At 41.1% G+C, this 25,975-nt stretch carries 17 protein-coding genes and 1 riboswitch; of the genes, 11 read left to right on the plus strand and 6 right to left on the minus strand.

The features are described 5' to 3' along the window. Positions 1 to 122: 122 nt before the first annotated feature. Positions 123 to 299, plus strand: a riboswitch (Lysine riboswitch). A gap of 156 nt (positions 300 to 455) precedes the next feature. Then, positions 456 to 1,346 (plus strand): 4-hydroxy-tetrahydrodipicolinate synthase, encoded by an 891-nt coding sequence (gene dapA, locus BR73_RS0107250; protein WP_033164997.1) that lies wholly within the window; start codon positions 456 to 458, stop codon positions 1,344 to 1,346. A gap of 154 nt (positions 1,347 to 1,500) precedes the next feature. Beyond that, on the plus strand, positions 1,501 to 2,256 hold the full coding sequence (gene dapB / locus BR73_RS0107255; protein ID WP_033167176.1) for a 4-hydroxy-tetrahydrodipicolinate reductase: 756 nt from the start codon (positions 1,501 to 1,503) through the stop codon (positions 2,254 to 2,256). Between the two features lie 563 nt (positions 2,257 to 2,819). On the opposite strand, the gene BR73_RS0107260 is transcribed toward dapB, so the two are convergent. From BR73_RS0107260 to BR73_RS0107275, 4 genes are all read right to left on the minus strand, one after another. Further along, a complete protein-coding gene (locus BR73_RS0107260; protein WP_033164998.1) occupies positions 2,820 to 4,019 on the minus strand; it encodes a DUF438 domain-containing protein in 1,200 nt (399 codons plus the stop codon). A 22-nt stretch (positions 4,020 to 4,041) separates the two neighbouring features. Beyond that, positions 4,042 to 4,272 carry a DUF1858 domain-containing protein gene (locus tag BR73_RS0107265; RefSeq protein WP_033164999.1) on the minus strand — a complete coding sequence of 77 codons (231 nt, stop codon included), beginning with the start codon at positions 4,270 to 4,272 and terminating at the stop codon, positions 4,042 to 4,044. Between the two features lie 193 nt (positions 4,273 to 4,465). Continuing rightward, entirely contained in the window at positions 4,466 to 5,182 is a 717-nt protein-coding gene (ric, locus tag BR73_RS0107270) for an iron-sulfur cluster repair di-iron protein (protein ID WP_033165000.1), read from the minus strand. Between the two features lie 158 nt (positions 5,183 to 5,340). Next, positions 5,341 to 6,051, minus strand: coding sequence for a Crp/Fnr family transcriptional regulator (locus tag BR73_RS0107275; RefSeq protein ID WP_033165001.1), 711 nt, complete (start codon positions 6,049 to 6,051; stop codon positions 5,341 to 5,343). 849 nt (positions 6,052 to 6,900) lie between these two features. Here BR73_RS0107275 and BR73_RS0107280 point away from each other — a divergent pair. The 8 genes from BR73_RS0107280 to BR73_RS0107320 all read left to right on the plus strand — a co-directional run bounded on the left by BR73_RS0107280 (position 6,901) and on the right by BR73_RS0107320 (position 17,744). Then, entirely contained in the window at positions 6,901 to 8,022 is a 1,122-nt protein-coding gene (locus tag BR73_RS0107280; RefSeq protein ID WP_051685030.1) for an ABC transporter ATP-binding protein, read from the plus strand. Between the two features lies 1 nt (position 8,023). Beyond that, a complete protein-coding gene (locus BR73_RS0107285) occupies positions 8,024 to 8,887 on the plus strand; it encodes an ABC transporter permease (protein ID WP_033165002.1) in 864 nt (287 codons plus the stop codon). 17 nt (positions 8,888 to 8,904) lie between these two features. Beyond that, positions 8,905 to 10,431 (plus strand): GldG family protein, encoded by a 1,527-nt coding sequence (locus BR73_RS0107290; RefSeq protein ID WP_051685031.1) that lies wholly within the window; start codon positions 8,905 to 8,907, stop codon positions 10,429 to 10,431. After that, positions 10,431 to 11,960: a DUF4340 domain-containing protein gene (locus tag BR73_RS0107295; protein WP_033165003.1), complete on the plus strand. Its 1,530-nt coding sequence runs from the start codon at positions 10,431 to 10,433 to the stop codon at positions 11,958 to 11,960. Before BR73_RS0107290 ends, BR73_RS0107295 begins: the two co-directional genes overlap by 1 nt. 1,041 nt (positions 11,961 to 13,001) lie before the next feature. Then, complete coding sequence (locus tag BR73_RS0107305) at positions 13,002 to 14,570, plus strand: endo-1,4-beta-xylanase (RefSeq protein WP_033165005.1); 1,569 nt, start codon at positions 13,002 to 13,004, stop codon at positions 14,568 to 14,570. Between the two features lie 141 nt (positions 14,571 to 14,711). Next, positions 14,712 to 16,049 carry a non-reducing end alpha-L-arabinofuranosidase family hydrolase gene (locus tag BR73_RS0107310; protein WP_081848565.1) on the plus strand — a complete coding sequence of 446 codons (1,338 nt, stop codon included), beginning with the start codon at positions 14,712 to 14,714 and terminating at the stop codon, positions 16,047 to 16,049. Positions 16,050 to 16,380: 331 nt separating this feature from the next. After that, positions 16,381 to 16,800 (plus strand): DUF3237 domain-containing protein, encoded by a 420-nt coding sequence (locus BR73_RS0107315; RefSeq protein WP_051685032.1) that lies wholly within the window; start codon positions 16,381 to 16,383, stop codon positions 16,798 to 16,800. Between the two features lie 125 nt (positions 16,801 to 16,925). Next, on the plus strand, positions 16,926 to 17,744 hold the full coding sequence (locus BR73_RS0107320; RefSeq protein ID WP_033165006.1) for an alpha/beta hydrolase-fold protein: 819 nt from the start codon (positions 16,926 to 16,928) through the stop codon (positions 17,742 to 17,744). A gap of 315 nt (positions 17,745 to 18,059) precedes the next feature. Here the strand turns inward: BR73_RS0107320 and BR73_RS0107325 are convergent, their stop codons facing one another. Both BR73_RS0107325 and BR73_RS0107330 read right to left on the minus strand, forming a co-directional pair. Further along, on the minus strand, positions 18,060 to 21,545 hold the full coding sequence (locus BR73_RS0107325; protein WP_033165007.1) for a glycoside hydrolase family 2 TIM barrel-domain containing protein: 3,486 nt from the start codon (positions 21,543 to 21,545) through the stop codon (positions 18,060 to 18,062). A gap of 24 nt (positions 21,546 to 21,569) precedes the next feature. Continuing rightward, on the minus strand, positions 21,570 to 22,481 hold the full coding sequence (locus BR73_RS0107330) for an AraC family transcriptional regulator (protein ID WP_051685033.1): 912 nt from the start codon (positions 22,479 to 22,481) through the stop codon (positions 21,570 to 21,572). Between the two features lie 583 nt (positions 22,482 to 23,064). On the opposite strand from BR73_RS0107330, the gene BR73_RS0107335 reads away from it, so the two are divergent. Beyond that, on the plus strand, positions 23,065 to 25,974 hold the full coding sequence (locus BR73_RS0107335) for an extracellular solute-binding protein (RefSeq protein ID WP_033165008.1): 2,910 nt from the start codon (positions 23,065 to 23,067) through the stop codon (positions 25,972 to 25,974). The last annotated feature ends 1 nt before the right edge of the window (position 25,975 follow it).

A 25,975-nucleotide genomic window follows, 5' to 3' on the forward strand; every position in this document is an offset into this window, starting at 1 on the left:
CATTTATTTATATAAGTAACCCTCCTGTGTCTGCCGTGGTTTCATAAAATATATGGTTGACAACCTTCCTGCACAATGATAAGATAGACAGGATATTTGATTTCTTAATCAACTAAATAACGTGATTTGGTAGAGGCGCATTTTTTAATAGTACATAGCAGGATATGGCAGAACATAGAAGAACGCTGTGGAAAGGAAAAGATGCCGAAATGAAGAAGAATTTTGCTTTTTCTTTGTTGGGCATACAGTTAAGAGCTGTGTGACTGTCATCAAGAAATTGATGGAGTGCTGCCTAAAGAATAAACATTTGTTTCTCCAGGTATGGGAGGAATTTTTAACGGAATTCTTTGGTGTCGGCTCATAGGCCGGCTTTTTTTATTTCACTTCTATCTTTGCCAAAAGCTGAGAAACGTTAGACCAGAATGGCCGCTTGGCCCAATAACAGGAGGTGCCCTATGGCAATATTTAAAGGAGCTGGGGTTGCAATCGTAACACCCTTTGATGAAAATCTGAATGTAAACTATGAAAAGCTTGGAGAACTGATTGATTATCAGATTGATAACGGAACTGACAGTATCATAATCTGTGGAACTACGGGTGAATCCTCCACTCTTGCAGAGAGAGAACATATGGAATGTATCCGTTATACAGCTCAGAAAGTTGCAGGCAGAGTACCGGTAATAGCAGGAACCGGCTCTAATTGCACCCAGACAGCCATCGAGCTTTCAGAAGATGCCAAGAGAGCGGGAGCTGACGGTCTTCTTCTTGTGACCCCATATTATAATAAAGCAACCCAGAAAGGGTTAGTTCAGCACTTTACCCTGATTGCAAAAGCGGTAGATCTGCCTGTCGTATTATACAATGTACCCAGCAGAACAGGCTGTAACCTGCTGCCTGCTTCCACAGCACAACTCTTTAAAGAAGTGGATAACATTGTAGCAATTAAGGAAGCCAGTGGAAATATTTCTCAGGTAGTTGAGTTAATGCATAGAACACAGGGCGATATAGATTTGTATTCCGGAAATGATGACCAGATAGTCCCCTTGCTTTCTCTTGGAGGTATCGGTGTAATATCCGTACTATCAAATATACTGCCAAGGGAAACTCATAACATTGTTGCTGATTTCTTAAAGGGAGATATGAAAGCCAGCTTGCAGGAACAGTTACGCCTTATACCCCTGATTGAAGCTTTATTCTGTGAAGTTAATCCTATCCCTGTTAAGAAGGCATTAAATCTTATGGGCTTTGAAGTAGGCTCCTTAAGAAGCCCTCTGACCGAAATGGAAGAGGCAAATGCGCAGAAGCTGATCAAAGCAATGAAGGATTGCGGAATGAAACTGGCATAACTTTGAAGATATAATTGGCAAAGCTTCCTGCTTTGTAATATAATTAGGAAAGAATGTGGTTCTTAAATATCCGGCAGGTGAAAGAGCCATGAGATTAAAGCACTGAAAGGATATGAATACTGAATTAAAATTGGTATTCAGAAATGAGGTTGAAATGATTAATATAATTTTGCGTGGCTGTAACGGTCGAATGGGTCAGGAGATAACAAGAATCTGCAGCGGAGATGACGCAGTAAGGATTGTTGCAGGAATCGACGTTAATAACCGCTTTGAAAATTCCTACCCTGTATTTGACAGCTTTACAAAATATACGGAAAAAGCAGATGTGATAATTGATTTTTCCTCTCCCAGGAATATTAAGGAGATGTTTGACTATGGCATCCGCACAAATACTCCAATTATACTGTGTTCCACCGGTCTGTCGGAAGAAGATCTGGAACTGGTAAAAGAGACATCAACGAAAATTGCTATTCTTCGTTCTGCCAATATGTCCTTAGGAATCAATACGGTAATTAAGCTCCTGAAAGAGGCAACAGGCCTTTTGAGTGCAGGCGGCTTTGATATAGAAATTGTTGAAAAGCATCACAATCAGAAAGTGGATGCACCTTCGGGAACCGCATTGTTACTGGCAGATTCCATAAATGAAGTGCTAAAGGGTGAGTACAACTATGTATATGACCGCTCTACTGTTCGCGAGAAGCGCGGAGAGAAGGAAATCGGTATCTCGGCAGTACGCGGAGGCAGCATCGTAGGGGATCACGAAGTTATATTTGCGGGACTTGATGAAGTTATTGAGATTAAGCACACTGCCTATTCCAGAGCAATATTTGCAAAAGGTGCCATTGCTGGGGCGAAATTTATAGTTGATAAACAACCGGGACTTTATGGTATGCAGGATGTGGTAGCTTAAGGGATACTATTAGATTATCGCATCAGAAGGCAGGTGCTCTTGATACATGTTCGTGTTGGAGGTAATTATGGAATTTGATATTGTTGAAAATGGAACTTAGTATCATGGCTCTGATAAAATCTTTGACACATTAGAGATAGGAAGCACCATAACTCAGTGGAAGGAATTAGCAGAAGCATTTTCTCATAAACCACCAAAGCTTTGTTATAGTGACAACGGTGATATACTGCATAATGGTCAGGAATTCGGCTATCTGTATATTATTAATGAAGAGATAATAATAAATAAAGACATCTATCAGCATCCAAGAACTACTATGGATAGAAATGTCGAATTTCTTACGAATCGTCCTCTTAGTGTTAGATTGGTAAAAAAACTAGGCTCATTGAGTGATAGTGAAATAAGTAGAGCCAATGAAGAGTTTGCAAAGATATTATCTCAATAGAAGCATAAGTAACGTTACACAATCTTAATAAAAGCAATTATTTATAGAACAATATGAGCAGAGCGTAACAGCTCTGCTCAAAAATTAAACACTTAAGTTGGGGCGAATCCTATGGGTTCTATTTTTCCAGTGATACCAGACGTTTTTCGCCGGTGATTTCCTGAATGGGTTTAATATCCTGAGTAACCTCAAGAACTCCAAGGAATTCACCTTTATCATTTCTAACGGCATAATAACGTATCAGGATATATTTCCCCATCATTTTTATCCAGAAATCCTCCTGGTCTTTCTTTCCGCTCTTAAAGTCCGCCACCAGCTGTTCCACGATATGGACACTTGCCGGTGGATGGCAGTTTGATACATTCCGCCCGATTACTGACCTGGTTCTGGGAAAGACTCTGTCAGCTGCTTCTGAGAAATACTTAACTACATCCTCTTTGTCCACGAAGGTAATATCAAAGGGCAGGGTATTGAGCATATAGATTAATTCCTCCGTTTTTAGCACTCCGGTAGGAAGAACAATAACACCTGCTTCTTTCTTCTCTTCTTTGATAGCAGGTTGATATTCAAGAGAAGGTTTCCATTCCGGAACCTTATCCACCAGATAACCGAATTCAGTACTCTCATCTGCGATTTTCTTCCATTCGTCCTGCGTAAGGGTTTCAAGGAGCATGGGAAGAAGGATGTTCTCTTCTTTAAATATCATTTCGGTTACTTTATCTATCAGGGTTTCAATTTTGGCTTTTAGTTCTGAACCGTTCTGATTAAGGATTGACTTAGCTTCCTTTAACAGATCCCTGATTTCATCATCTACACCCCACATAACCTTAGGCGGTGCTGTAATGCCGTATTGCTCCATATAAGGAAAGAACAGATTCTCCTTTTTCTGATAATGGATATCCAGACCGTTTAATTTTTCCAGGGTAGCCTTTAAAGCCGCCAATTCTACTGATTCTGGGTCTGATAACCAGGGTTTTATCTCTTTCTCAATAATCTTTTCTAAAACTCTGTTTTCTCTGATAAGGGTATTAGCCGGATGCCCCGGTATTTTTGTCTGGTCATCTGTTTTATGGATTTCTTCAATGGATCCCTTAAATACTGCAGCATGAACGTCACATAAACGCTGTATTTCTGCAACGGGAAGACCTTCTGCGATTAATGCAGCCTCTGCTTCTGAAATTTCAGTAGCGGAAACTCCCTGAAAGGCTTCTTCAAACTGTTGTTTTACATCTTCTACGGATTTACCGGCATGAAGGCTGTTGATTACCTCTTTTAGTACTTTTTGCCGGAACTCTCTGTTATTAATACTTTCACTCATTACTATTCCTCCTTCTCTTATTTTACTCTTTTATTGTAAATCCTTTATCTTCGAATACTTTCTTAATTGTATCCAGATTGATTTTCTTCATAGCCGCACCTTTTGGTATTGTCATAAATCTTCCGGCAGTCTGTAACATTCCAGGTTTTGTGATATCTGTGAATCCAAGGTCTGCAAGAATTTCTGCGGTTTCGGGGGCTGTGCTGCACAATTCGTACACTGATTTGCCTAAATCAAGAATTTTATCACTCATAGCTTCTATCCTTTCCGAATTCGTTAACACCTGCGCAGTACTTCCACTTACATATAGAAGCATAACCTGCCGCAGATATTTTAAACCAGGGTGTGTCTGAAATCTGACCAGTTCTTAAAAGGAGCAACAAGAACAGTACAAGGTGCTTACAGATGTATTTACAGACTACCCTCAGCAACCTATAGGTAAGATATTAATGGGTGGCGTAATCCTTCAGCAGAATATTGTTTTCTAAATGAATGTGCTGGTGAAGATCCTGTTCCAGTGCTTCTAACAGGGAGTAGGTCTTCTGATAGGTAGCACAGGCACCGTCAGGCAGGGTATAGTCCTTAGAAATACTGCGTAATTTTCGAAGTATCTCACCGGCTGCTTCATGCTCAGAGATAATTTCATCAGTAAGGCTTCTGGCCTCAGAGGTGGAATCCATATCCTTGCTGCAGCTACAAGAAGCAGCTGAGTTCTCCAATAAAGGAAACAGAAGATTTTCTTCTTTTAACAGATGCTGTTCCAGATCTGTTTTAAGCCTGCCAAACAGCTGATACATCTCAAACAACTCCCTGTGTTTGCTGCCATGAACCCTGAGAACGGTATTTAATAATTCCGCAGCTTCCGGTAATGCTTTTCTTAAATAGCTGTGATGGGTATCCTCAATATAGGCAGACAGAACGGGTGAACTCATCTGGTCAAAGGGAAGGGCTGTGGTTTCTGTGTTATTCTCATGTTCAGTTACTAACTGATCCAGCCTACCGTATACTTCCTCCAGGGGAAGGCTCTGTTCTTTCATAACAGCAGCAAGAGGTCTGTGTCCGCCGCAGCAGAAATCAATACCATATTCTTTAAAGATTCGGGTTGCTTTTGGAAGGGCTGCTGCTACGTCTCCGATGCTTATGTTTATATCACGGTAATTCATAAAAAATTCCTCCTTATGATGTCCTGTTGGTTTGCATTTATTTGATACTGCAAGTATAACGGACTCATAGGAGGAATTCTGTGATTTAAGTCAAATTTTAGTTTATTATAATTTAAATTATTTTCTTTACCATTAATTCTGCTGATTTATGACAAATCTTAAGTAGCAGCTTCTTTTAAGACCTCAATATCTAGCAACAAAAGAGATTTATTGCTGACCGAACGTATAATTCCGTCATTTTCAAGCTGCATAAGCTTTCGGCTTACCGTTTCTCTGGCAATACCAAGATAATTGGCTATCCCTTCTCGGCTTAAGGGCAGGCGTATGAGAATACCCTCGGGAACAGTTCTTCCATATTTTTCGGAAAAGTCCATTAATAGAGAACTGATGCGGGAATCAATACTGCGTATTCCCAAACTCTGCATAGTGTTCTCCAGTGTTGCCATTCGTCCGCCAAGCTCTTCTATTACTTTAACAGCGATATCAGGATAGGCAGCTAATAAATGACGGAATTGGGTTTTAGTTAACATACATACCTTCACATTTTCCAGGGCTTCAACTGTATAGCTTGCATTTAGATTATTTAAAAGGTACTGTTCCCCAAAGAAGTCGCCTTCAGAAAAGATGTATAATATTTGTTCCCGTCCGTCCTGGGTATATTTATAGGCTTTTACACTGCCCACATCCATGATAATGAGAAAGTCCACCGAATCCCCGGTATGAAAGAGGATTTCACCTTTTTTATATTCTCTGTGGTCGATCCACTGGGATATCTTTAACAGATCCTCATGATTCAAGGAAGAAAAAATGGGAACCTTGTGTACACATAGATGGTTATTGCAATAACTGCAATTATGTTCTTCTGCCATAGAAATCTCCTTCCATAACAAACTTTATTGCCAGGGGACAAATGCTGTCCTGCTTTTTAGTAATCTGGGTAAAAGTATTCATCAAATTAAATCCTACCACATTACTTGCCCGGTAACAACCGCCAAGTTATAAAAGCAGCGATAGCTTTTTTAACTTGTCAAAACACAGGCAATAGATAGATTAAGATATTAATTGTTAGATTTCTTGATTTAAAAAGGTAGAATAGACAAAAAACAGATAGAATAGACAAGAAGTATTGTAAAAAATATCCAAGATGTTATAATGTTAATGTAAACATCTTGGTAACCGTTTTTTCACCTTATGAGAGGGGGAATAGGGAAAAATGCAGGAAACAGGTCACAAAGAACTATTGACGGAAAGGGACAGACGAAAAGGAAAGGTGGTGAGAGTATGATCACCTATGATTCCCTGTTTCTGATGCTTCAATTCGGCATGTTACTAATTGCAATGTTTAATCTAATCGAGAAAAGTAATGGAAAAAACACAAGAAAATAATTTGCATAAGAAAGCAGGAGGCCTATGGAGCAGACTAATCTGACGCACTATCTTTAGGGAGCACCCTTAATCGAAATGGGATGCTCTCTTTTTAATTGCCATAAATTATTGGAATGAGCAAGTGGCTAAAGTAAGGACCAGCAGTTTAGAGCCATAGCAGCTGCCCAAATAAATATTCTAAAAATTTTTCCCTAAAAATATGGAAATGTTCACAAATTTTTCGCAATCAGGTAGTAACATAGACTTGTTAGTTTGCCTGACAGGAATCTTATGAGTTGCGGCTGCAGCTTATACAGTCAGCAAATATGTTTTCATTTAAGGAGGAGAAAAGGTTGATTGAAGTAAAAAATCTTGTAAAAAAGTATGGGGAGCATCTGGCAGTAGATGACCTGAGCTTTACCCTGGAAAAGGGACAGATTCTCGGATTTCTCGGCCCCAATGGTGCCGGTAAATCAACAACAATGAATATTCTCACAGGTTACATATCAGCGACGGAAGGAACCGTTGTAATTAACGGTCATGACATATTTGACGAACCCGAGGAAGCAAAGAAATGTATTGGTTATCTGCCGGAGCTTCCGCCTCTTTATCAGGATATGACAGTAAGAGAATATTTGAATTTTGTTGCGGACATTAAGTCCGTAAAAAAGAACGAAAAACGGCAGATGATTGACAGAATCATGAGAATGACTAAGATAACAGAGGTATCTGAGCGTCTGATCAAGCAGTTGTCAAAGGGCTACAAGCAAAGAGTAGGTCTTGCCCAGGCAATTGTAGGATTTCCAGAGGTGATTATTCTAGATGAGCCTACAGTAGGCCTTGATCCCATGCAGATTATTGAGATCAGAGATCTGATTAAGGAATTAAGCAAAAAACATACCATTATATTAAGCTCCCATATTCTTTCTGAAATAAGTGCTATCTGCGATCAGGTAATGATCATAAATAAAGGAAGGCTTATCGTATCGGATACCCCTGATAATCTGTCCAGGCATATCGGTGGTTCTACCGGTTTACACCTGGAAGTCAAAGGCGAGAAAGATACAGTGAAAAAGGCACTGGAAAATATCACTGAAATTACCAAGCTTGAATTTGATAAGAACTCAAAGGAGGGTATGGTAAAATTATCTGCCTTCAGCAGGGAAGAAAGTGATATCAGAGAAGCTGTATTCTATGCTTTAAGTGATGCCAGATGCCCTATCTATGAGATGCATACCTCCAATATGTCCCTGGAGGATATTTTCCTTGAACTTACCCAGGAAAGCAAACCTGCCTCAAACGGGGGAAAGAACTCTAACAGATTGTTCCGCAAGAATAAGAAAGCCTCTGCAGCACAGGAGAATACGAAGGAACCTGAAATAGAGAAAACTTTGGATACTGTAAAGATTGCTGAGAGCGTTCTTCCGGTAGAAGAGGAATTGGTTTCAGACTCTGAACAGAAGGAGGAGAATTAAGATGCTGGCTATATTTAAGAAAGAACTGAAATCCTATTTTACCTCAATGACAGGATATGTGTTTGTAGCTTTTTTCCTGGTAATTGTGGGAATTTATTATGCTGTTTATAATTTAATGAATATGGTGGCTAACTTTGAATATGTGCTGTCCGGCATTTCTTTTATCTTCGTTCTGTTAGTACCGATCCTAACAATGAGGCTGATGGCAGAAGACAAGAAACAGAAAACGGACCAGTTATTATTCACTTCCCCCTTATCCATCAGTAAAATCATATCAGGTAAATATTTTGCAGTATTATCTGTATTTTTAATCGCTATGGTAATTGTCTGCCTGTATCCCCTGATATTGCTACAGTTCGGCAGCTTGTCCCTTAAGGTTGCCTATGGCTCCATCCTGGGCTTTACTCTTTTGGGGGCGGCTTATATCTCCATCGGTTTATTTGTATCATCCTTAACAGAAAGCCAATTAGTAGCTGCGGTGGTTTCCTTTGTAGTTATTCTGGTTACGGTACTGATGGATAGCCTTGTATCCTTCTTGCCCACAGATAATCGTACCTGCTATCTGGTATTTTTAGTGGCGATTCTTCTAATCTGCTGGCTTTTGTACAGTATGATGCACAATTATGTGGTGGCACTTACCATTGGTGTGATCGGTGAAGCGGCTCTTGCTGTAACCTATTTTATAAAGCCTGCCTTATTTGACGGTTTGCTGACCAAGGTACTGGGCTGGTTTTCCGTAATGTCGAGATTTGATAATTTCACTACCGGAATCCTTGACCTGTCTTCGGTGGTCTATTATTTAAGCGTTGTATTCATATTCCTGTTCTTAACTGTTCAGGTAATCAAGAAACATAGATGGAACTAAGGAGGGAGCAAAAGCAGATGAAGGATCAGATTACAGATAACAACACCAATGAAACTATAGATAATATAACGGAAAACGTAACTGATGGCAAGGAAGCAGCAGTAACAAAGACAAGTATTGCTGATAAGATCAAGGCTTCCTTTACATCCAGAAAGTTCAGAGGAGGCGCTTATGCAACGGCAGTCTCAGCTGTTGTCATTATCATTATTCTGGTATTGAACATCATTGTTACGGAGCTTGATTTAAAAGTAGATATCAGCAAGGAAGGCACTTTTACCCTGACAGATGTTACAAAGGATTATGTAAAGAACATCAAAGATGATATTACAATCTATTATCTTGCACAGACCGGTCAGGAGGATAAAACCACTACAGAAATCATTCAGAAGTATCCTCAGCTGTCAGGACATATTAAAGTGGAATATAAAGACCCGGTGCTTTATCCCAGCTTTGCGCAGAAATATTACAGCGATGCAATCACCAACAACAGTGTACTGGTCGTAAACAACAGCAATGACAGGGCAAAATATATACCTGCGGGAGATATGATAGTTTCGGAGGTGGATTATAACACTTACCAGAGCTATCAGACCGGAATCGATGTAGAAGGTCAGGTAACCTCAGCCCTGCAGTATGTAACGACAGAAGACCTGCCGGTTATGTATACCGTTACGGGTCATGGTGAGGCAGAACTTGGTACAACCATAACGAACTCCCTGGGAAAGATTAATGTTACCTCTCAATCCATTAATACCCTTACCAGTGAAAGCATTCCCGAGGATTGCTCCGTACTGCTGATCAATGCTCCCCAGAAGGATTATTCCCCCGATGAGGTTATCATGATAAAAGATTATCTGTCTAAGGGTGGAGACGCACTGATCTATACCGACTATAATACCAGCAGCCTTGAAAATTTCGCATCATTACTGGACTATTATGGTGTAAGCCAGGTTACCGGTCTGGTAGTAGAAGGCAGCAGAAACCATTATATGGGACAATATATGACCTATCTTGTACCGGATTACAGTACCCATGAGATTACCACTGATTTAAAGTCCGATGGCACTTATGTGGTAGCACCGCTCTCTTCCGGTCTTCAGACTCTGGATACGGCAAGAAGTACCATAACAACAGCTCCCATTCTGGTTACCTCTGATGAGGCATATTCAAAGACTGATATTAACTCAACCAATAGTTCCAAAGAAGCTGGTGATATTGACGGTCCCTTTAACCTTGGTATCGCGGTTACGGAAACCTATAATGAAGCGGAAACAAAGCTGGTGGTATACGGCTCTTCTGCTTTGATTGACGAGAGTATGGTATCTTCCTCCTCCCTCGGTAATCTTGACCTGTTTTTAAATTCCGTAAATTATGTAACCGATAAAGCGGATACCCTTGCAGTCAGAACTGTAAGCACCCAGCAGCAGTACTTAAATGTAACAGCAGCACAGGCTAATCTCTGGTCCGTTCTTATGGTCATCGTATTACCTGTATTTGTTCTTGGAACCGGTGGTTTTGTTGTTCTTAGAAGGAGGAAAAAATAATGGCTGGCAGTAAGCGTAAGAAGCACCTGGGATTATTGCTGCTGCTCCTTGCTATGATTGTTTTACTGGGTGTATATTTCTGGCTGGTGAAATACAACGACAAGAAAGAAGCGCAGGACACAGCAGCAGACGAAACCAAAGCAATCGTTTCACTGGATACGGGTACCATAAAGAGTATCTATTTTAAGAATCCCTCACTGGAGATGACGTTAACCTTAAATGACAAAGGGGTATGGGAAGATAAGGAGAATTCCACTTTTCCTGTAAACCAGACCTATGCTGCCAATATGCAGAATGCTTTTGCAGAGATTAAACCTACTTCCACTCTCACGGAAGGAATTGAGGACCTGTCTGCTTTTGGTCTGGAGAATCCGGTAATAACGGCAACGGCCACTACCAGTGATGGCAAGGAAACCACTGTAATGATCGGAAATGAGACGCCTTTTGGTGGTGAATATTATGCGGCATTGGAAGGAAGTAAAGAAGTCTATGTAATCGGAACCTCCTTCTACAGTTATTTTCATTACACCAGGACAGACCTGACAGCAGTAGAAGCTATACCGGCTGTTAAAGCAGAGAATGTAACGAAGCTTTCGGTAACGGCAAAGGATGGCAAGGACTTTGAAGTGGTTTATGATGAGGATTCCCCCTATGATTATTCCGGCTTTAGCAACTATATCATGAATAAGCCTTATGCAACTCCCGTAGCTGCAGATAATGACAGTATGACAACCCTGTTTGGTAATTATGCGTCCCTTTCCTTCTCCTCCTGTGCAGATTATAATGCAACGGACTTGAGCAAATACGGACTTGAGGAGCCTGCCTATACAGTATCACTAGATTACTATGAAGAGCAGGCTGCGGAAACTGACGGTACGGATAGCAGTACCGATACCGGGACAGATACTGGCACAACAGGCAGTACGGACAGCACTGATACAGCGAAAACCGTTAAGGTCAACAAAAGTCTGACCTTATTGATTGGAGCAACCAATGAAGACGGTAATTATTATGCGAAAACATCAGATTCCAATGCAGTTAATATATTAGATAGTTCAACGGTAGAGAAGCTGACCGCTATTGATGCTTACAGCAATACTTATAAATATGTAAATCTCATAAGCATTGAATCAGTGGATAGTGTTGATATTACAGCCGGTGGAGTCTCTCATACCTTAGCAATTGAAAGAGAGACTACCACAAAAGACGGTAAGGATACCACTACCGCTGTTTATACGGCAGATAAGAAAACCGTGGAAGAAGACGTCTTCAAGAAATTCTATCAGGTATTAATAGCACCTAAGACGGAAAGAGAAATACCGGAAGCGGATTTAATGAAGGGTGAGAAGGAAACACCTGTTATGACCGTAACATATCACTTAAATACTTCCAAAACACCTTTTGTAGTTGAATTCAAACCTTATGACGACAGTTATTATATTGTAAATACCAATGGAACGGAGTATTTCCTGATGGATTTAAGAAATGCCACATCCATCACTGACGGATTGAAAGAATTATTGCAGTAACGAAGAGTAAATACAGTAACGAAGAGTAAATACAGTAACGAAGAGTAAATACAGTAACAAAGAGTAAATACAGTAGCAAAGAGCTAATACAGTAACAAAGAGTAAATACAGTAACAAAGACCGATACTGTAAGGACCATTGTAAATATAATTTAGTGCAGGAAGAAGATCTTGGACTTCCTGCAGATGTTCCACAAAAAGTTGCCGATTTTATAAGAAGTATTCGTACAAAACTGTACGGTTTTCTCATGAAATCGGCATTTTTATGGTCATTATTTATATGGTATTTTATCTATGTACATTTATATGACATTTTTTCAGCTATCATTTATATGGTATTTTATCTGATGTACATTTATATGACATTTTTTACAGCCATTATTTATATGGTATTTTATCTGATGTACGTTTATATAGCATTTTTTCAGCTGTTTATTTATTTGGAATTTTTTCGTAGCATTTATTTATATGGTTTTTCTGGCTACTCATTTAAAGAAATGAATTTCTGTCCGTAAACTTTACGGAATTTTTTTGTCATTCATTATATGTCCAATACGTTTAGGTAAAGAAGAACACTAGGTAATAAAGTAGTTTTTACCAGGAACAGTTTGAGTACTGATAATACTAAATTTCAAATAAATAAAATAAAAAGTCAATCGGGTTGTATTTTATGCAGATGTACAGCAGCAAATAAGTGAATTTACCCTAAAACATGCTGTTTAAAAGGACAGGCAATAAAAACAACAGAAAATTTAAAAAGAATCTTATGCTGATAATTTACAATAATAGGTAAGCGCAATCAAAGTATTTTTCATTGCTTCTATTTCTATCTGGCAGTAAACTAAAGGTGACGGAAAATTCTTCTTTTCTCTTAAGTTCTTAAGACATTACTCCTTTTTTTGGTTGAATAATAGCATAATACATGACTTCCTGAATGGGCAGAAGTGAAAGCTTCAATAAGCGGTTTTTGATTTATTAATTCGAAACATAGCAGACTTGCGGGCTCTGCTTTTGTTTAATAAATTATTTAGGAGGGGTAAATATGTTACATAAGTGGAATGGCAGACTAAGAAAGCTCTTAAGTCTGGCTTTTGTGTTTCTTTTGCTGTTTTTGACAGCATTCCAGGCAGTGCCGGCGAAAGCGGCAACTGCAAAATCTTATAACTTTAATAATCTGACTTATCAGTCAACTTGGGGTGTAACTTATACAATAAGTGGAGGGTCTGGAACCTTTAACTTTGAAGGGCAGTACCGAGAAATCAAATTCAAGCTTCCGGAAACCCTTGATATGTCTCAGTGTACCAATGTGACCTTTAATGCGTCCAGTCCCAACGGTACCATTGCTTTTAAGCTCTATGATACAGCAGGAAACCAGGCAGCGGTGATGTATAATTTCAATTCCTCTACCTCGGATGTTTCCTTTGCACCAAACACTTCCGCCCAGGTCAACAGTATCGGTATTATGGCACAGGGGACAAGCAGTTATTCAGCAGTTGTCAACAGCGTGACCTTTACCATGTCCGGCAGTACCGCAGGAGCCAACTTAAAGAACACCTATGGAAAGGTGCTCTCCTATTCCGGTGCGGCAGTAAATTCCTCACAGCTTAGGGATGCAGCAACCCTTAATGTGATAAAGTCCCAGTATAACAGTATTACCATGGAAAATGAAATGAAGCCCGATGCAATTTTAGGCTCATCGCCCAGACTTATTACCGTAGCCCAGGCGAATTCAAACGGATATTATATCCCTTCTGCTTATACGGAAACCACCGTACCTACCTTAAATTTCTCCACACTGGATGCGGTGCTGAAGATCTGCTATGACAATGGCTTAAAGCTCAGGGGGCATACCCTGGTATGGCACGGCCAGACACCTGACTGGTTCTTCCGGACAGGTTACAGTACAAGCGGTGCTTATGTAAGTCAGTCTGTAATGGATGCAAGAATGGAATTCTTTATTAAGAGTTATATGAATCACATTTACGCAGGCAGCTACGGCAATGTGGTGTATGCATGGGATGTGGTGAATGAGTATCTTCATGCAGGAACAGCCGGCGGTTGGGCTAAAGTTTATGGTTCTAACCTTGGCACAAGTGCACCTTATGTAAAGAAAGCCTTCCAGTATGCCTACGATTGCCTCAGCTATTTTGGTCTGACCCAGTCGGTTAAGCTTTTTTATAACGACTACAATACCTACGAAGTAACCGATAAGATCCTTGCCCTGGTTGGTTATATCAATTCCGGTTCGAAAATATGCAGTGGTGTTGGTGCCCAATCTCATTTAAGCACTTCTTATCCATCTGTTGCAAGTTTCAAAGCAGATATACAAAAATATATCAATGCAGGTCTTGAAGTACAGATTACAGAGCTGGATGTGGGAAATACCTCAGCGTCAGAGCAGGCAACCTATGTTTATAATATGATGGCCTCCTTACTGGCATTAAAGAAAGCAGGAGGAAATATCACCGGAGTTACCTGGTGGGGATTGTATGACAGCGTATCCTGGCGGTCATCCTCAAATCCGCTTCTCTTCAGCGCTTTGACAACACCAAAAGCATCCTATAACAGCGCTTTACAGGCCTATTTTGATGCTGGCTATACGGTTCAGTAAGGCGGTAGCAGAAAGCCTGGAAAGAAAGAGAGTGGCTTTAAGAATATAAATATCTTCTGTTGTAAGAGTCCGAAACTGGACTGCCCGCGCCAGCAGAAACCCTGTTTACTGTTGATCTTTAATTATGTGAGGTGAATAATTATGAAGGGATATATAAAAAAAGTTATCGCTTGTTTAGTGTTTTGCACATTGCTGCTGCCATCCTTTAATATTAAGGCAGAAGCTGCGGCGGTTGCCAATCCGACCTGGTATGTGGAGGAACCGGTGATTTATCATGGAGAGGCTAAACCCTATGATTTTTATGGTGCGAAGGATCCGACCATTGTTTATTACGGCGGAAAATATCATGTGTTTTATACCGGAGCCAATCAAGGCGGAGGCTGGCAGATGCTCTACACCTCTGCTACTACCATATCCGGCTTAAAGAATGCACCCAGAACCTATATGAGCTCAATCGGTGAGAGTTATTTTTGCGCTCCCCAGGTGTTCTATTATGAGCCGGGCGGCTTATGGTATCTGGTTTATCAGGACGGAACCTACGGAGCAGCTTATGCTACTACTACCAACATTGCGGATCCCTACTCCTGGTCAGGGCCGAAATCCTTTGGAATCTCCGGAAATATGGGTTGGGATTATTTTATAGTTTGTGATAATACCTATGCCTATATGTATAATACACCAAGTGACGGTTCCGGAAATCTCTATGTTCGCAGGACTACCCTTTCCAATTTCCCCAGAGGCTGGGGAGCTACAAGCGTCGCTATAAGAGATTCCTTTGAAGGTGCCCATGTGTATAAGTCACTGGCAGACGGTCAGTACTATATGGTAATCGAGGATATGAAAGACGGCAGGTATTATGAGCTGTGGACCTCGTCCAGTGCAGGTGGACCCTGGAACCAGGTGGCTGAAAAATGGGCTTATAGAGGCAACCTCAGTTATAAGGGAAGTAAATGGACTACCAATGTATCCCATGGTGAGATTATCCGCTCGGGTTACAATCAGAAAATGGAGATAAGTGACATTAACCGGGTTGACTTCCTGATTCAGGGTACTACCAATACGTCGGTAACATATCAGCAGATTAACTGGGATCTTGGACTTATCAAAAATTATTCCGAAGGAACACAGGTGGAATGCGAAAATATGACCCTGGCCGGTCAGTATGCCGGCAAGATCAGCTCGCCCTTCCCAGGAGTTGCTCTGTATGCTAATGATGATCTCTGCAAATATACACAATACTTTGCCAACAGCAATCATAGCTTTTCCATAAGGGCCTGCTCCAATAATGCCAATACCGCAACAGTGGCTTTAAAGATTGGCGGTGTGACGGTGGGAACTTTCTATATCGCTGGAAGTACGCCTGCCATCTATACCCTGAATAATATTAACCACGGTACCGGCAATCAGGAGATTCAGCTGGTAGTGACCGGTGATACAGGACAATGGGATGCCTATGTGGATTACTTATTAATCAGGTAATGATTATAAGGTTATGAAAATATGTGGCGGTAATCAGATAATGTTGATTAGGTAATGATAATCAGATAATGTAAATTAAGCGATGATAATCAGTTAATGTAAATTAAATAATGGTATAATTGGGGTTACAATTTCTTAAAAGAAGCCTGGGAAAATCCTTGTACGTGCCGTTTTTATGGGCGTACAAGGATTTCCGGGTTTTTATTCATATGGAACGTAGAATTAATAATTTCTATTAATTTGAAATTCCTAATCCATTGGCTATAAAATGTTATATAATATTAAAAGATAAGGTTTAAAATTATCTAAATCAATTAATCGGGAGGGTAAGTTGATACAATTAGAAGCAGAAGAAATCATGCATTTAAAGGTGGAGTGTTCAGAATCGCTGGAGGTAAAAGAAGGTATTGACGGATACCTTAGGGTTATTCCCATAAGGGGAGGAACCTTCGAGGGCAGAATTAAGGGAACAATCGTAAACGGCGGTGCAGACTGGAACACACTAAAGCCAGGGAATTATGCACATGCCTTTGCCAAATATCTGCTGCTTACGGAGGACGGAGAGTATATTGCTGTTGAAAATGAAGGAATACTGGAAGAAGAGGATACCAGGCTGATTAAGACCAGACCCAGATTTACCGCTGACAGTAAAGGAAGATATGGCTGGCTGAACCGTGGTGTATATGTAGGCAGTCTGAAACCGGGAGAAGGCAGAGTATCTGTTGAGATTACAATATATAGACTGTTGTAGAGAGAACATTCAGGGAATTCTATTTTGATTTACAGGCAGTATAGGATTCTTTTGGGAAAATAAATAGATATTATAAATAGTTATTATAACAAGCAGAATAAAATACAAGAAGGAGGCAGTTCATTATGTCTATTGTAGAAGTTACATTTCCATCTTATGCCCTTAGAAGATCGGTGACCTTTAAGGCCCTCATACCCAATGAAGGTGGGTACACTCCGGGAAAAGCAGGGGAATTTTCAAAAGAAAAGAGGAAGACATTATATCTGCTGCATGGCTACACGGGTGATTGTAATGATTATATCATGAACTCCAATATCGGTTTCTTAGCAGGTATAAATAATCTTGCAGTTATCTTTCCAAGCGGGGAGAATTCTTTTTATCTGGAGGATATGGATAAAGGGGAAGATTTCAGCAGGTTTATAGGAGAAGAACTGGTAGCCTATACAAGAAGCCTTTTTCGTTTGTCAGAGGACAGAGAGGATACCTATATCGGAGGGTTTTCCATGGGAGGTTACGGAGCCATGATCAATGGACTTAGGTATCCGGAGACTTTTTCTAGGATTATCAGCCTTTCCGGAGCTTACATTGCGCTTAATATAGCGGATGCCGGTGTATATCTTCCTGACGGTGTTTCCGATGAGAAGTATCAGAGGAGGATGTTCGGAGAGGCAGAGCAATTAAGAAACAGCAACAAAGATCCCAGATTCTGTCTTGAGAACTTAAAAGCAGCAGGCAAGCAGATTCCGGATATTTATCTGGTATGCGGAGCAGAGGATTTTCTCATAGAATCGAACCGTAAACTTCACAGATTCTTAATAGAGCAGGAGATTGCTCATATTTACAAAGAAGGAGAAGGCGTACATAATTGGGTATATTGGAATAAACATCTGGAGTTATCTGTTCAATGGCTTTTGGGGAAAGAGGAATCAGAGCAAGATAAATAAGAGTAAGATAAATCAGAGCAAGATAAATAAGATGCAGAGCAAGATAAAAAGAAAAGATAACAGTGCAAGATTAAAAGAAAGATATAGTGCAAGATTAAAAGAAAAGATACAATGCAAGATTAAAAATAAAGAGCGAAATAGAAATACATATTGGAAAGAATCCATTTTTATCAAATATAATTCTTAATAATTGCGGACCTGGTTGGCATCGAACATATAAACTATAAGTTTTTTGCAAACCAGTCCGGCAATTTGTCTTTTCGAAAAATCTTCGTTAAGTCCTATACCTGCTAAAGGACTATTCCTGTTAAAAGACTATTCTTCAAAGCGAAACCACTTAAAATCAAAGCAGCAGCCCGGTAAGAAGAGAAAAGAAACTTCTGTTTCTCCGGTGACATTTTCAAGGTTGAATTCCTTGATAACATAATCTGTAGAGTATTCGAATTCTACCAGCTGACGGCTGATTATAAAACCATCCTTATCTTTAAAATGTAAGTGGATGGTATTTTTATCCAAAGGGGAATGACCGCAGAGAAGCAGGCGTTTAAAGCCTTTTTCACTAAAATTCATATCCCGGAAGGTAAGGGTTACATTATTTCCTATTTCTTCAATGGCATCTTCCCTTAAAAGATAGCTGTCACCGTAAATGCTGGAATTTTCAAGTGCCTGTATTTCTTCGTAGGCTTTCGCCGGTTTTTTAAATTTAAACCCTTTCAAATGGATTTTACGGTACAATACAAAACTTAAGGAGGTTATACCCTTTAAACGCCTTGGCAGCTGATAAGTCTCTTCCTGATAGGTATTCCAGCGGGAGGGTTTCTGATAATCAAGGGTTGTAAGGAATTCGGAATTCTCCGCCTCCGGAAGCCCTTCCCAAACTTCAATGGTAAAGGGTTCATCATCCAGAGAAAAAATAGGAAGGGTAATTACGTCTGATCCATATTCACCGAAATCAAGGCGGTCAAAGCTTATAATGCTTTTTCCCTCTCTTGCCGTTGCCATTCCTCTCTCATTTCCGTTTGTAAGGTTAAGTCCCCAGGTATGGACAGAAGCTGAAATGAATTCATAGGGATTTAAAGCAGCTACTCCAAGCCCTTGTACATGAAATTCGAGCTGAGAGTACATTGTGATCCGTTCAGCACCGTTTCGGCAGTAACAGCGAATATAAAACATACCGTCACCCAGACCGGTTATTTCACCTTTCAGACCCTCTGTTTTTACAAGGGCAAGATTGGTAGGAACTCCGCCTGCATCTGTTGCACATATGGTTATATCACGATAATCTGCATTAGGGGGATGGATTCGGATTTCTACGGGCAGGGTTTTTGTAAGGGGGGACAGGCAGTTACCTTCCGGTGCAAGGATTTCCAGCTTTCGTATGGGGATTTCCGGTGAAATGCTACTTGGCTGGTAAGCATGCCCTCCAGAATAGCCATAAAAGCTGCTGTCCTTTAAGTTTTCGTATTCAGCAAGGGAAGGCAGAAGCAGTTCCGCATGGGGAAGCCCTTTGGAGGTTACTGTAATTTTAATAATACCGGGAGTCAGAGTGCTGGAAATAACTGCAAGGAGCTTACCGCTAAAGAGTCTGCGGCTGTTTTCCTTATACTGATCGTAATCTGTGCTGTCACCATTATCCAGACCCAGAAGTATGCCTGGGCCTTCCACTGTAACTGTGACCCGGTTATTGGCATTTTCCACCGGATTACCCTCAGAGTCTTTAGTGCTGATCTCCAGAAAGATGAGGTCTTTTCCGTTGGCTGAGAGGTTAGGCTTATCGGCGGTTAAGGACAGGGTTTTTGCATCGGTAAAGGAGACTTTTCTGTCCTCTGCGATGGGATGACCTTCTTCATCGTAGGCTATGGCCTTTAACTCCCCTTCTTCGTAGGGAATCTGCCACTCACCAAGAAGCCTTTCTCCTTTCTGATGATCAATGGTAAAGGATCCCAGAGAACGCTGGTTTAAAAAGAGTTCCACACAAGGGGCATTGGAGCATACCCTGACATCGATCAGCTGATCCGGAGAGAAGTCCCAGTATGGAAAGAGATGTACCATGGGTTTCACCTTATAGTCCGTCCACTCCGCCTGATAGATGTAGAAAGAATCCTTAGGAAAACCAGCGGTATCTATCTGTCCGAAGTAGGAATTCTTTGTGTGGTAGGGCGTAGGCTCACCAATATAATCAAAGCCGGTCCAGATAAATTGGCCTAAAGCATAAGGGGTATCCCGGTGTGCAATGATACAGCTTTCCGTACTTCTGGCACCCCAGCTGGTAGAGCTGTTTCCAAGGGAGGAGCATTGCTCGTCATCATCGGAGAGAACCGGTCTTGACAGAGGAAAATGATAGATACCTCTGCTCTGAACGGTAGAAGCGGTCTCGCTTCCGTATATGATCCAGTCGGGATATTCTTTGTGATGTTTGTCATAGTATTTATCACCATAGTTGTATCCGGCCAGTTTTACAATATCCGCACATTTCTGGGCATTCTCCCAGGGCATGTAATTAGAGCCGATGGTAACCGGGGCATTGCCTTTATAATCATAGCGGCTGACCAGTTCCTTAAGTTGTTTTGTCAATTCCTGACCACGTTCCCCGGCGTGGGTGTCATATATTTCATTTCCGATACTCCACATGATTATACTGGGGCGGTTCCTGTCCCGGCAGATCCAGTTTCTGACATCCTTCTCATGCCATTCGGAAAAAAATCTGGCATAATCATATTCCGTCTTCTTTCTCTCCCACATATCAAAAGCTTCTGAAACTACAAGAAACCCCAGTTCATCAGCCAGGTCCATAAATTCTACAGAGGGCATATTGTGAGCGGTTCTAATGGCATTTGCTCCCATTTCTTTTAGAAGCAGAAGCCGTTTTCTCAGTGCTTCTTTCCAAACTGCCGCCCCAAGGCAGCCAAGATCGTGATGTTCGCATACACCCTTTAGGGACAGCTGCCGTCCATTCAGAGAAAAGCCTTTGTCCGGAGAAAAGGAAAGAGTGCGAAATCCGAAACCCTCTTCCGTCTCATCCAGTAACTCTCCGGAGGATAGTATCCGGGTATGCATCCGGTATCGGTTTGGATGTTCCGTATCCCATAATAAGGGAGCCTTAACCTTTAGTATACAGATACACTGATAAGCGGCACCTAAGCTGTGAGCTTCCTTTAGGGTATGGATATTTTCAGGGGTTAGGGGAAGTTCGGTTTCTGCGATGCAGGTACCGTTAAGGTCCAGGATGCTCTGCTTTAACCGGTAAGAGGCATCAGGAGAAATACCCTGCGGAAAACAAAGGGTGCTGTCTGTATAAACCTCCCAATTGCCACCGGTGTCGGTGGCTGATATATAAACTCCCTCCGGAGGGATATGTACCTTTGGACGGGAAATAAGGTATACATTACGGTAGATTCCCGCACCGGTATACCACCTGGAATTGGGTGATTCATAGGTAACCTGTACCAGTAATTCGTTTTCAGCTTCGGTTAAACAGTCGGTTATATCAATTTCAAAAGTGGTATAACCATACTTCCAGGAACCAGCAGGTTGCTTGTTGACATAGATATTACAGTCCATATAGACACCTTCAAAACGAAGGGTAACCCTTGACCCATCCCTGGGAGGGGAGCAGCTAAAATATTTCTTATACCAACCGTCTCCGGTTTCATAAAGATTTTTGGTATCATAGATCAGCCAGTCGTGGGGAAGGCTGACTGCATCCCAGTTAAGTGAAGCTTTCGCTACCTCCTCCAGTGAGCTTTTGACCGGCATTTTTTGAAAATACCAATTAGAGTTGAACAGTTCCTGTCGTGCCATGACAATCCTTTCTGCGACTGTGATTTACAGTGCTGATCTCTTTGGGCTTTCTGTCTGCGGGAATTCCAGATTCTGCATGGAACAGTGCATGCTTCTGTATTCCGTAGGAGTACAGTTCTTTATGGTTCTGAAATTACGGTTAAAGGTCGAAAGACTGTTGAAGCCACTTCGCATGGCAATCTCCACTACAGAAAGATTGGGATCTGCTAAAAGGCTCTCAGCAAATAATATGCGGCGTTTAATCAGGTAATCATAATAAGTTACACCAGAGAAATTATAAAACAGCCTGGAAAAATGATATTTGCTGAAACCTGCCAGGGTGGCAAGCTTGTCGATGGTAAGGTTTTCCGTACAGTGATCATTGATATACTGGCAGATATGCAGGAATTTATCAATATATTGATGCTGTTTCTTTTTGATTAAATTTTTATTCTGCCTGTCCAGATTGATGCAGTTCCTGCCTACAATTACAAAAAAAGATGTCAGCAGGGCATTTATGGAGGCTTCATAAAGAGGCGGACGGTTGATATATTCCTCTGCGACCTTGTTCATGATGTCCACCAATTGTTTCTGGTAGCTGGTACTGTCCTCCGATTTGATACAGATACAGGGATAAAAGCCGCTGCTGATGGAATCAATGCCGTTTAAGCCATTTAGCAGGGAGTTGTCACACTGAAGGATGAAGCGCCTTCCTGTGGGAGGAGCATATAATTCGTGTATTTCACCGGAGGGAATGATAATGATATCACCGGGATTTAATATGTATTTTTCTTTGTTCACCACTGCAGAATAGGTATTTTCAACAGGCATGATTATCTCCGTATCTGTATGCCAGTGCATAGGATAATCTTCGTATTCCCGATTAATATGAAGACGGACCTGTAAATTCTCCAGATGAAATACGGTTTCTCTGGTACCTGTTAATTTTTCAATCATAGTAGCCTCCTGTTGGGAGCTCATCCAATATTGCAGCAGAAATGCAGGATTGAGCAGAACGGCGTTTATAGGATAATTAGTATACATAATAAACAATTTCGTATTTAACATTATAGTTTGCTTTGGTGAAAATGTAAATACACAAATGTTATTTTACTATTTAATACAAAATATGCCTTCCATAATTATTTATTGCCTATATATTAAATGTTTTGTAAGTTTTATTTGGGCATAATGGGCTAGGCATTAAATGGCAATATCTGCAGGACGTACAAAGATGTATAGTTGTATATATGTACAGTTTTTACAATCAGATACGATGGATTTCAATATTATTTCATAAATTTTATTACATATAATCGGATTTATGCAATTTAATTTTAGTTCCTATTGCTTAAAAATAGCAATATATGATAGGTGTTTGGCAATCATTAAGAAGCAGAGAAACGGGATGTGTGTTATAAATAAATATAAGAACCACAGATATTTAGCGTTTACTTATTTAATATGAACAAAAAAATTAAATGCCTGATATCGAAGATATTCTGCAATACGAAACATATTTAAAACAGGAGAGGTAATCATGAGCAGGAAATTGAAGTTGGTAGTGGGAATAGTAACGGCATGTGCGGTGATAGCAGCTGTCTTTTTCTTTTCAAGGGGAAAAGAAGACAGTTTTGCAGACAAATATTCCGATACTCCCAATTTGGATGTGGATGTGGGCGGAATAGGACGTGACAATACTTATGCCAAGTATCTGGAAGCGCATTCCCAGGCGGCTTACCCTGAAAAAGAGGTGGAGGTAGCGGTTACAGATTATACAAAGGGTGAGGATGTTGAGGTTCTAAAGGATTATGAAGGAGAACCGGAGGTTCTTTACACCGGTGAGAATTCCTACACGGAATGGCAGATCGAGGTTCCGGAGGCAGGAATGTATCAGGTCTTCATGAAGTATTATACGGTGAAAGCCCGTGGTGTTGATATAGAGAGAAAATTCTACATCAACGGTGAGTTACCTTTTCTTGGAGCAGATGCCTTATCCTTTACCAGGCTATGGAAGAATGAAGAAGAGGTAAAGAGGGATAACCAGGGAAATGACATCCGTCCCACTCAGGTGGATGAGCAGGCCTGGACGGGAGCTTATTTCAAGGATGATCTGGGATATTTCATCAAACCCTATCAGTTTTATTTTGAAAAAGGCAGGAACACCATCGGCCTTGAAGCTATAAATGAACCTGTAGTTATAAAATCCATAACACTACAGGGGATTAAAGAAGATCTTACCTATGAACAGTACAGTGAAAATATTGCCGGAACAGCGGAAACAGAGGAAGCCTCCACTTATAAACTGATAATTCAGGGAGAAGCATCAACCCTGAGATCTTCGCCTTCTCTGTATCCATTATATGACCGGTCTTCACCCATTACACAGCCCTACAGTGTATCGAAGATCAGGCTCAATATGATAGGCGGCAATGCCTGGAGAGTTCCGGGACAATGGATAGAATGGGATTTCGAAGTACCTGCGGACGGGTACTATAATATAACCTTAAAAGCAAGGCAGAATTATAACAGGGGATTTGTTTCCAACCGTTCTGTCTACATAGACGGTAATATTCCTTTTGAAGATCTGGAGCAGGTAGGCTTCCGTTACAGCAATAAATGGAATTCCTATACCCTTTCCGATTCGCAAAACGATGCGTATCAATTCTACCTCGATAAAGGAAAACATACGATTCGGATGGAAGTTACCCTGGGGGATATGGGAAATATTCTCAATGAAATGCAGGATTCTGTCTACAGGCTCAACAGCATGTACCGTAAGATCCTCGTACTGACCGGAACAACACCGGATAAGTATAGAGATTACAAGATAGATAAGGTATATCCGGAAATTATCGAGTCCATGGATCTGGAAAGCAAAAGACTTTATAAGATGGTGGATGACATCGTGGCATACTCCGGAGAAAAAGCCAATCAGGTAGCTTCCATACAGACCCTGGCCAAACAGCTGGAGGATTTTGTGGAAAAACCGGAGAAGATTCCCGTAGGGTTTGCAGCCTTTAAGTTAAATATAAGTGCCATGGGTACCAGCATTCTCACCTTAAGTGAGGCTCCTCTGGATATTGACTACATCACCGTAACCGGTACAAAAGAGAAACCGGATAAAGTAAAGGAAAGCTTTTTCAGCAGAGCAGTACATGAAGTGAAATCCTTCTATGCTTCCTTTACGACAGATTACAATGCAGTAGGAGATGTATACGAGGACAGTGATGCCATTCAGGTATGGATTCTGTCCGGCCGTGATCAGAGTACTATCCTGAAAGCCATGATAGATGATACCTTTACTCCGGAAAAGGGAATTAAGGTCAATGTAAAGCTGGTGGAAGCAGGTACTTTGTTAAATGCCATAATAGCCGGTAAAGGACCGGATGTGGTAATTTCGGCAGGCCAGGGAGAACCCGTAAATTATGCTCTTCGTAGTGCGGTGGAGGATATCAGCCAGTTTACAGACTACCAGGAGGTTCTAAAGGATTTTTACCCCAGTGCTTATGCACCTTACCGTTTTGAAGGCGGAATTTATGCTCTGCCGGAGACCCAGAATTTTAATGTTTTATTCTACCGAAAGGATATTCTGGAGGAACTGGAACTTCAGGTACCTAATACCTGGGAGGACCTGATAGCCATGCTGCCTACCATACAGCAGAACAATATGTCGGTAGCCATTCCTTCAACCGAGAGGACCCTTAATAATTCCTCCAATCCGGATTTGTCCACCTTCTTTGCCTTGCTTTACCAAAACGGTGGTACTATCTATGATGAAGAGGGCAAGACAGCGCTGATAGATTCGGAACAGGGTTCCAAAGCTTTTGAGACTTTTACCAAACTGTTTACCCAGTATAAATTGCCGACTATCTATGATTTCGCGAACCTGTTCCGTTCAGGTCAGATGCCGATTGGTATAGCAGACTACAATACTTTTAATACACTTGTAGTATTTGCACCGGAAATCAGGGGACTTTGGGATTTTACAGTAATTCCTGGAACCGTAAGAGAAGACGGATCCATAGACCGTTCCTGTCATACCACCGGGCTTTGTACCATGCTGTTGAAGCAGGAGGACGAGGTGACAAAGAACAATTCCTGGGAATTCATGAAATGGTGGGTCAGTGCCGATACCCAGGTGCGTTTTGGCCAGGAGATGGAAAGTGTTATGGGAGCTTCGGCCAGATATGCAACAGCCAACGTAGAAGCCTTTAAACAGCTGTCCTGGAGCAAGAGTCAGCTGGAGGTGCTGGATGAACAGTGGCAGTGGACCGTTGGATTAAGGGAAGTAGCCGGCGGCTATTATACCCAGAGACATATAACCAATGCAATCCGTAAGGTTCTCAATAAGAATGAAGATCCAAGGGAAACGCTTCTGGATTATACGACAACCATTAATCAGGAAATTGAGAAAAAACGTCTTGAATTCGGCCTGACTGTCAGATAGG

This window comes from Clostridium sp. KNHs205 (assembly GCF_000702945.1).
GTDB lineage: Bacteria > Bacillota > Clostridia > Lachnospirales > Lachnospiraceae > Anaerocolumna.

Excerpts from the sequence above, each read along its gene's own strand:
- BR73_RS0107320 (WP_033165006.1), top strand. The coding sequence starts at position 16,926 with ATGTCTATTGTAGAAGTTACATTTCCATCTTATGCCCTTAGAAGATCG.
- BR73_RS0107325 (WP_033165007.1), bottom strand. The coding sequence starts at position 21,545 with ATGGCACGACAGGAACTGTTCAACTCTAATTGGTATTTTCAAAAAATG.
- BR73_RS0107265 (WP_033164999.1), bottom strand. The coding sequence starts at position 4,272 with ATGAGTGATAAAATTCTTGATTTAGGCAAATCAGTGTACGAATTGTGC.
- BR73_RS0107310 (WP_081848565.1), top strand. The coding sequence starts at position 14,712 with ATGAAGGGATATATAAAAAAAGTTATCGCTTGTTTAGTGTTTTGCACA.
- BR73_RS0107275 (WP_033165001.1), bottom strand. The coding sequence starts at position 6,051 with ATGGCAGAAGAACATAATTGCAGTTATTGCAATAACCATCTATGTGTA.
- BR73_RS0107290 (WP_051685031.1), top strand. The coding sequence starts at position 8,905 with ATGAAGGATCAGATTACAGATAACAACACCAATGAAACTATAGATAAT.
- dapA (WP_033164997.1), top strand. The coding sequence starts at position 456 with ATGGCAATATTTAAAGGAGCTGGGGTTGCAATCGTAACACCCTTTGAT.
- BR73_RS0107305 (WP_033165005.1), top strand. The coding sequence starts at position 13,002 with ATGTTACATAAGTGGAATGGCAGACTAAGAAAGCTCTTAAGTCTGGCT.
- BR73_RS0107330 (WP_051685033.1), bottom strand. The coding sequence starts at position 22,481 with ATGATTGAAAAATTAACAGGTACCAGAGAAACCGTATTTCATCTGGAG.
- ric (WP_033165000.1), bottom strand. The coding sequence starts at position 5,182 with ATGAATTACCGTGATATAAACATAAGCATCGGAGACGTAGCAGCAGCC.
- BR73_RS0107295 (WP_033165003.1), top strand. The coding sequence starts at position 10,431 with ATGGCTGGCAGTAAGCGTAAGAAGCACCTGGGATTATTGCTGCTGCTC.
- BR73_RS0107285 (WP_033165002.1), top strand. The coding sequence starts at position 8,024 with ATGCTGGCTATATTTAAGAAAGAACTGAAATCCTATTTTACCTCAATG.
- BR73_RS0107260 (WP_033164998.1), bottom strand. The coding sequence starts at position 4,019 with ATGAGTGAAAGTATTAATAACAGAGAGTTCCGGCAAAAAGTACTAAAA.
- dapB (WP_033167176.1), top strand. The coding sequence starts at position 1,501 with ATGATTAATATAATTTTGCGTGGCTGTAACGGTCGAATGGGTCAGGAG.
- BR73_RS0107335 (WP_033165008.1), top strand. The coding sequence starts at position 23,065 with ATGAGCAGGAAATTGAAGTTGGTAGTGGGAATAGTAACGGCATGTGCG.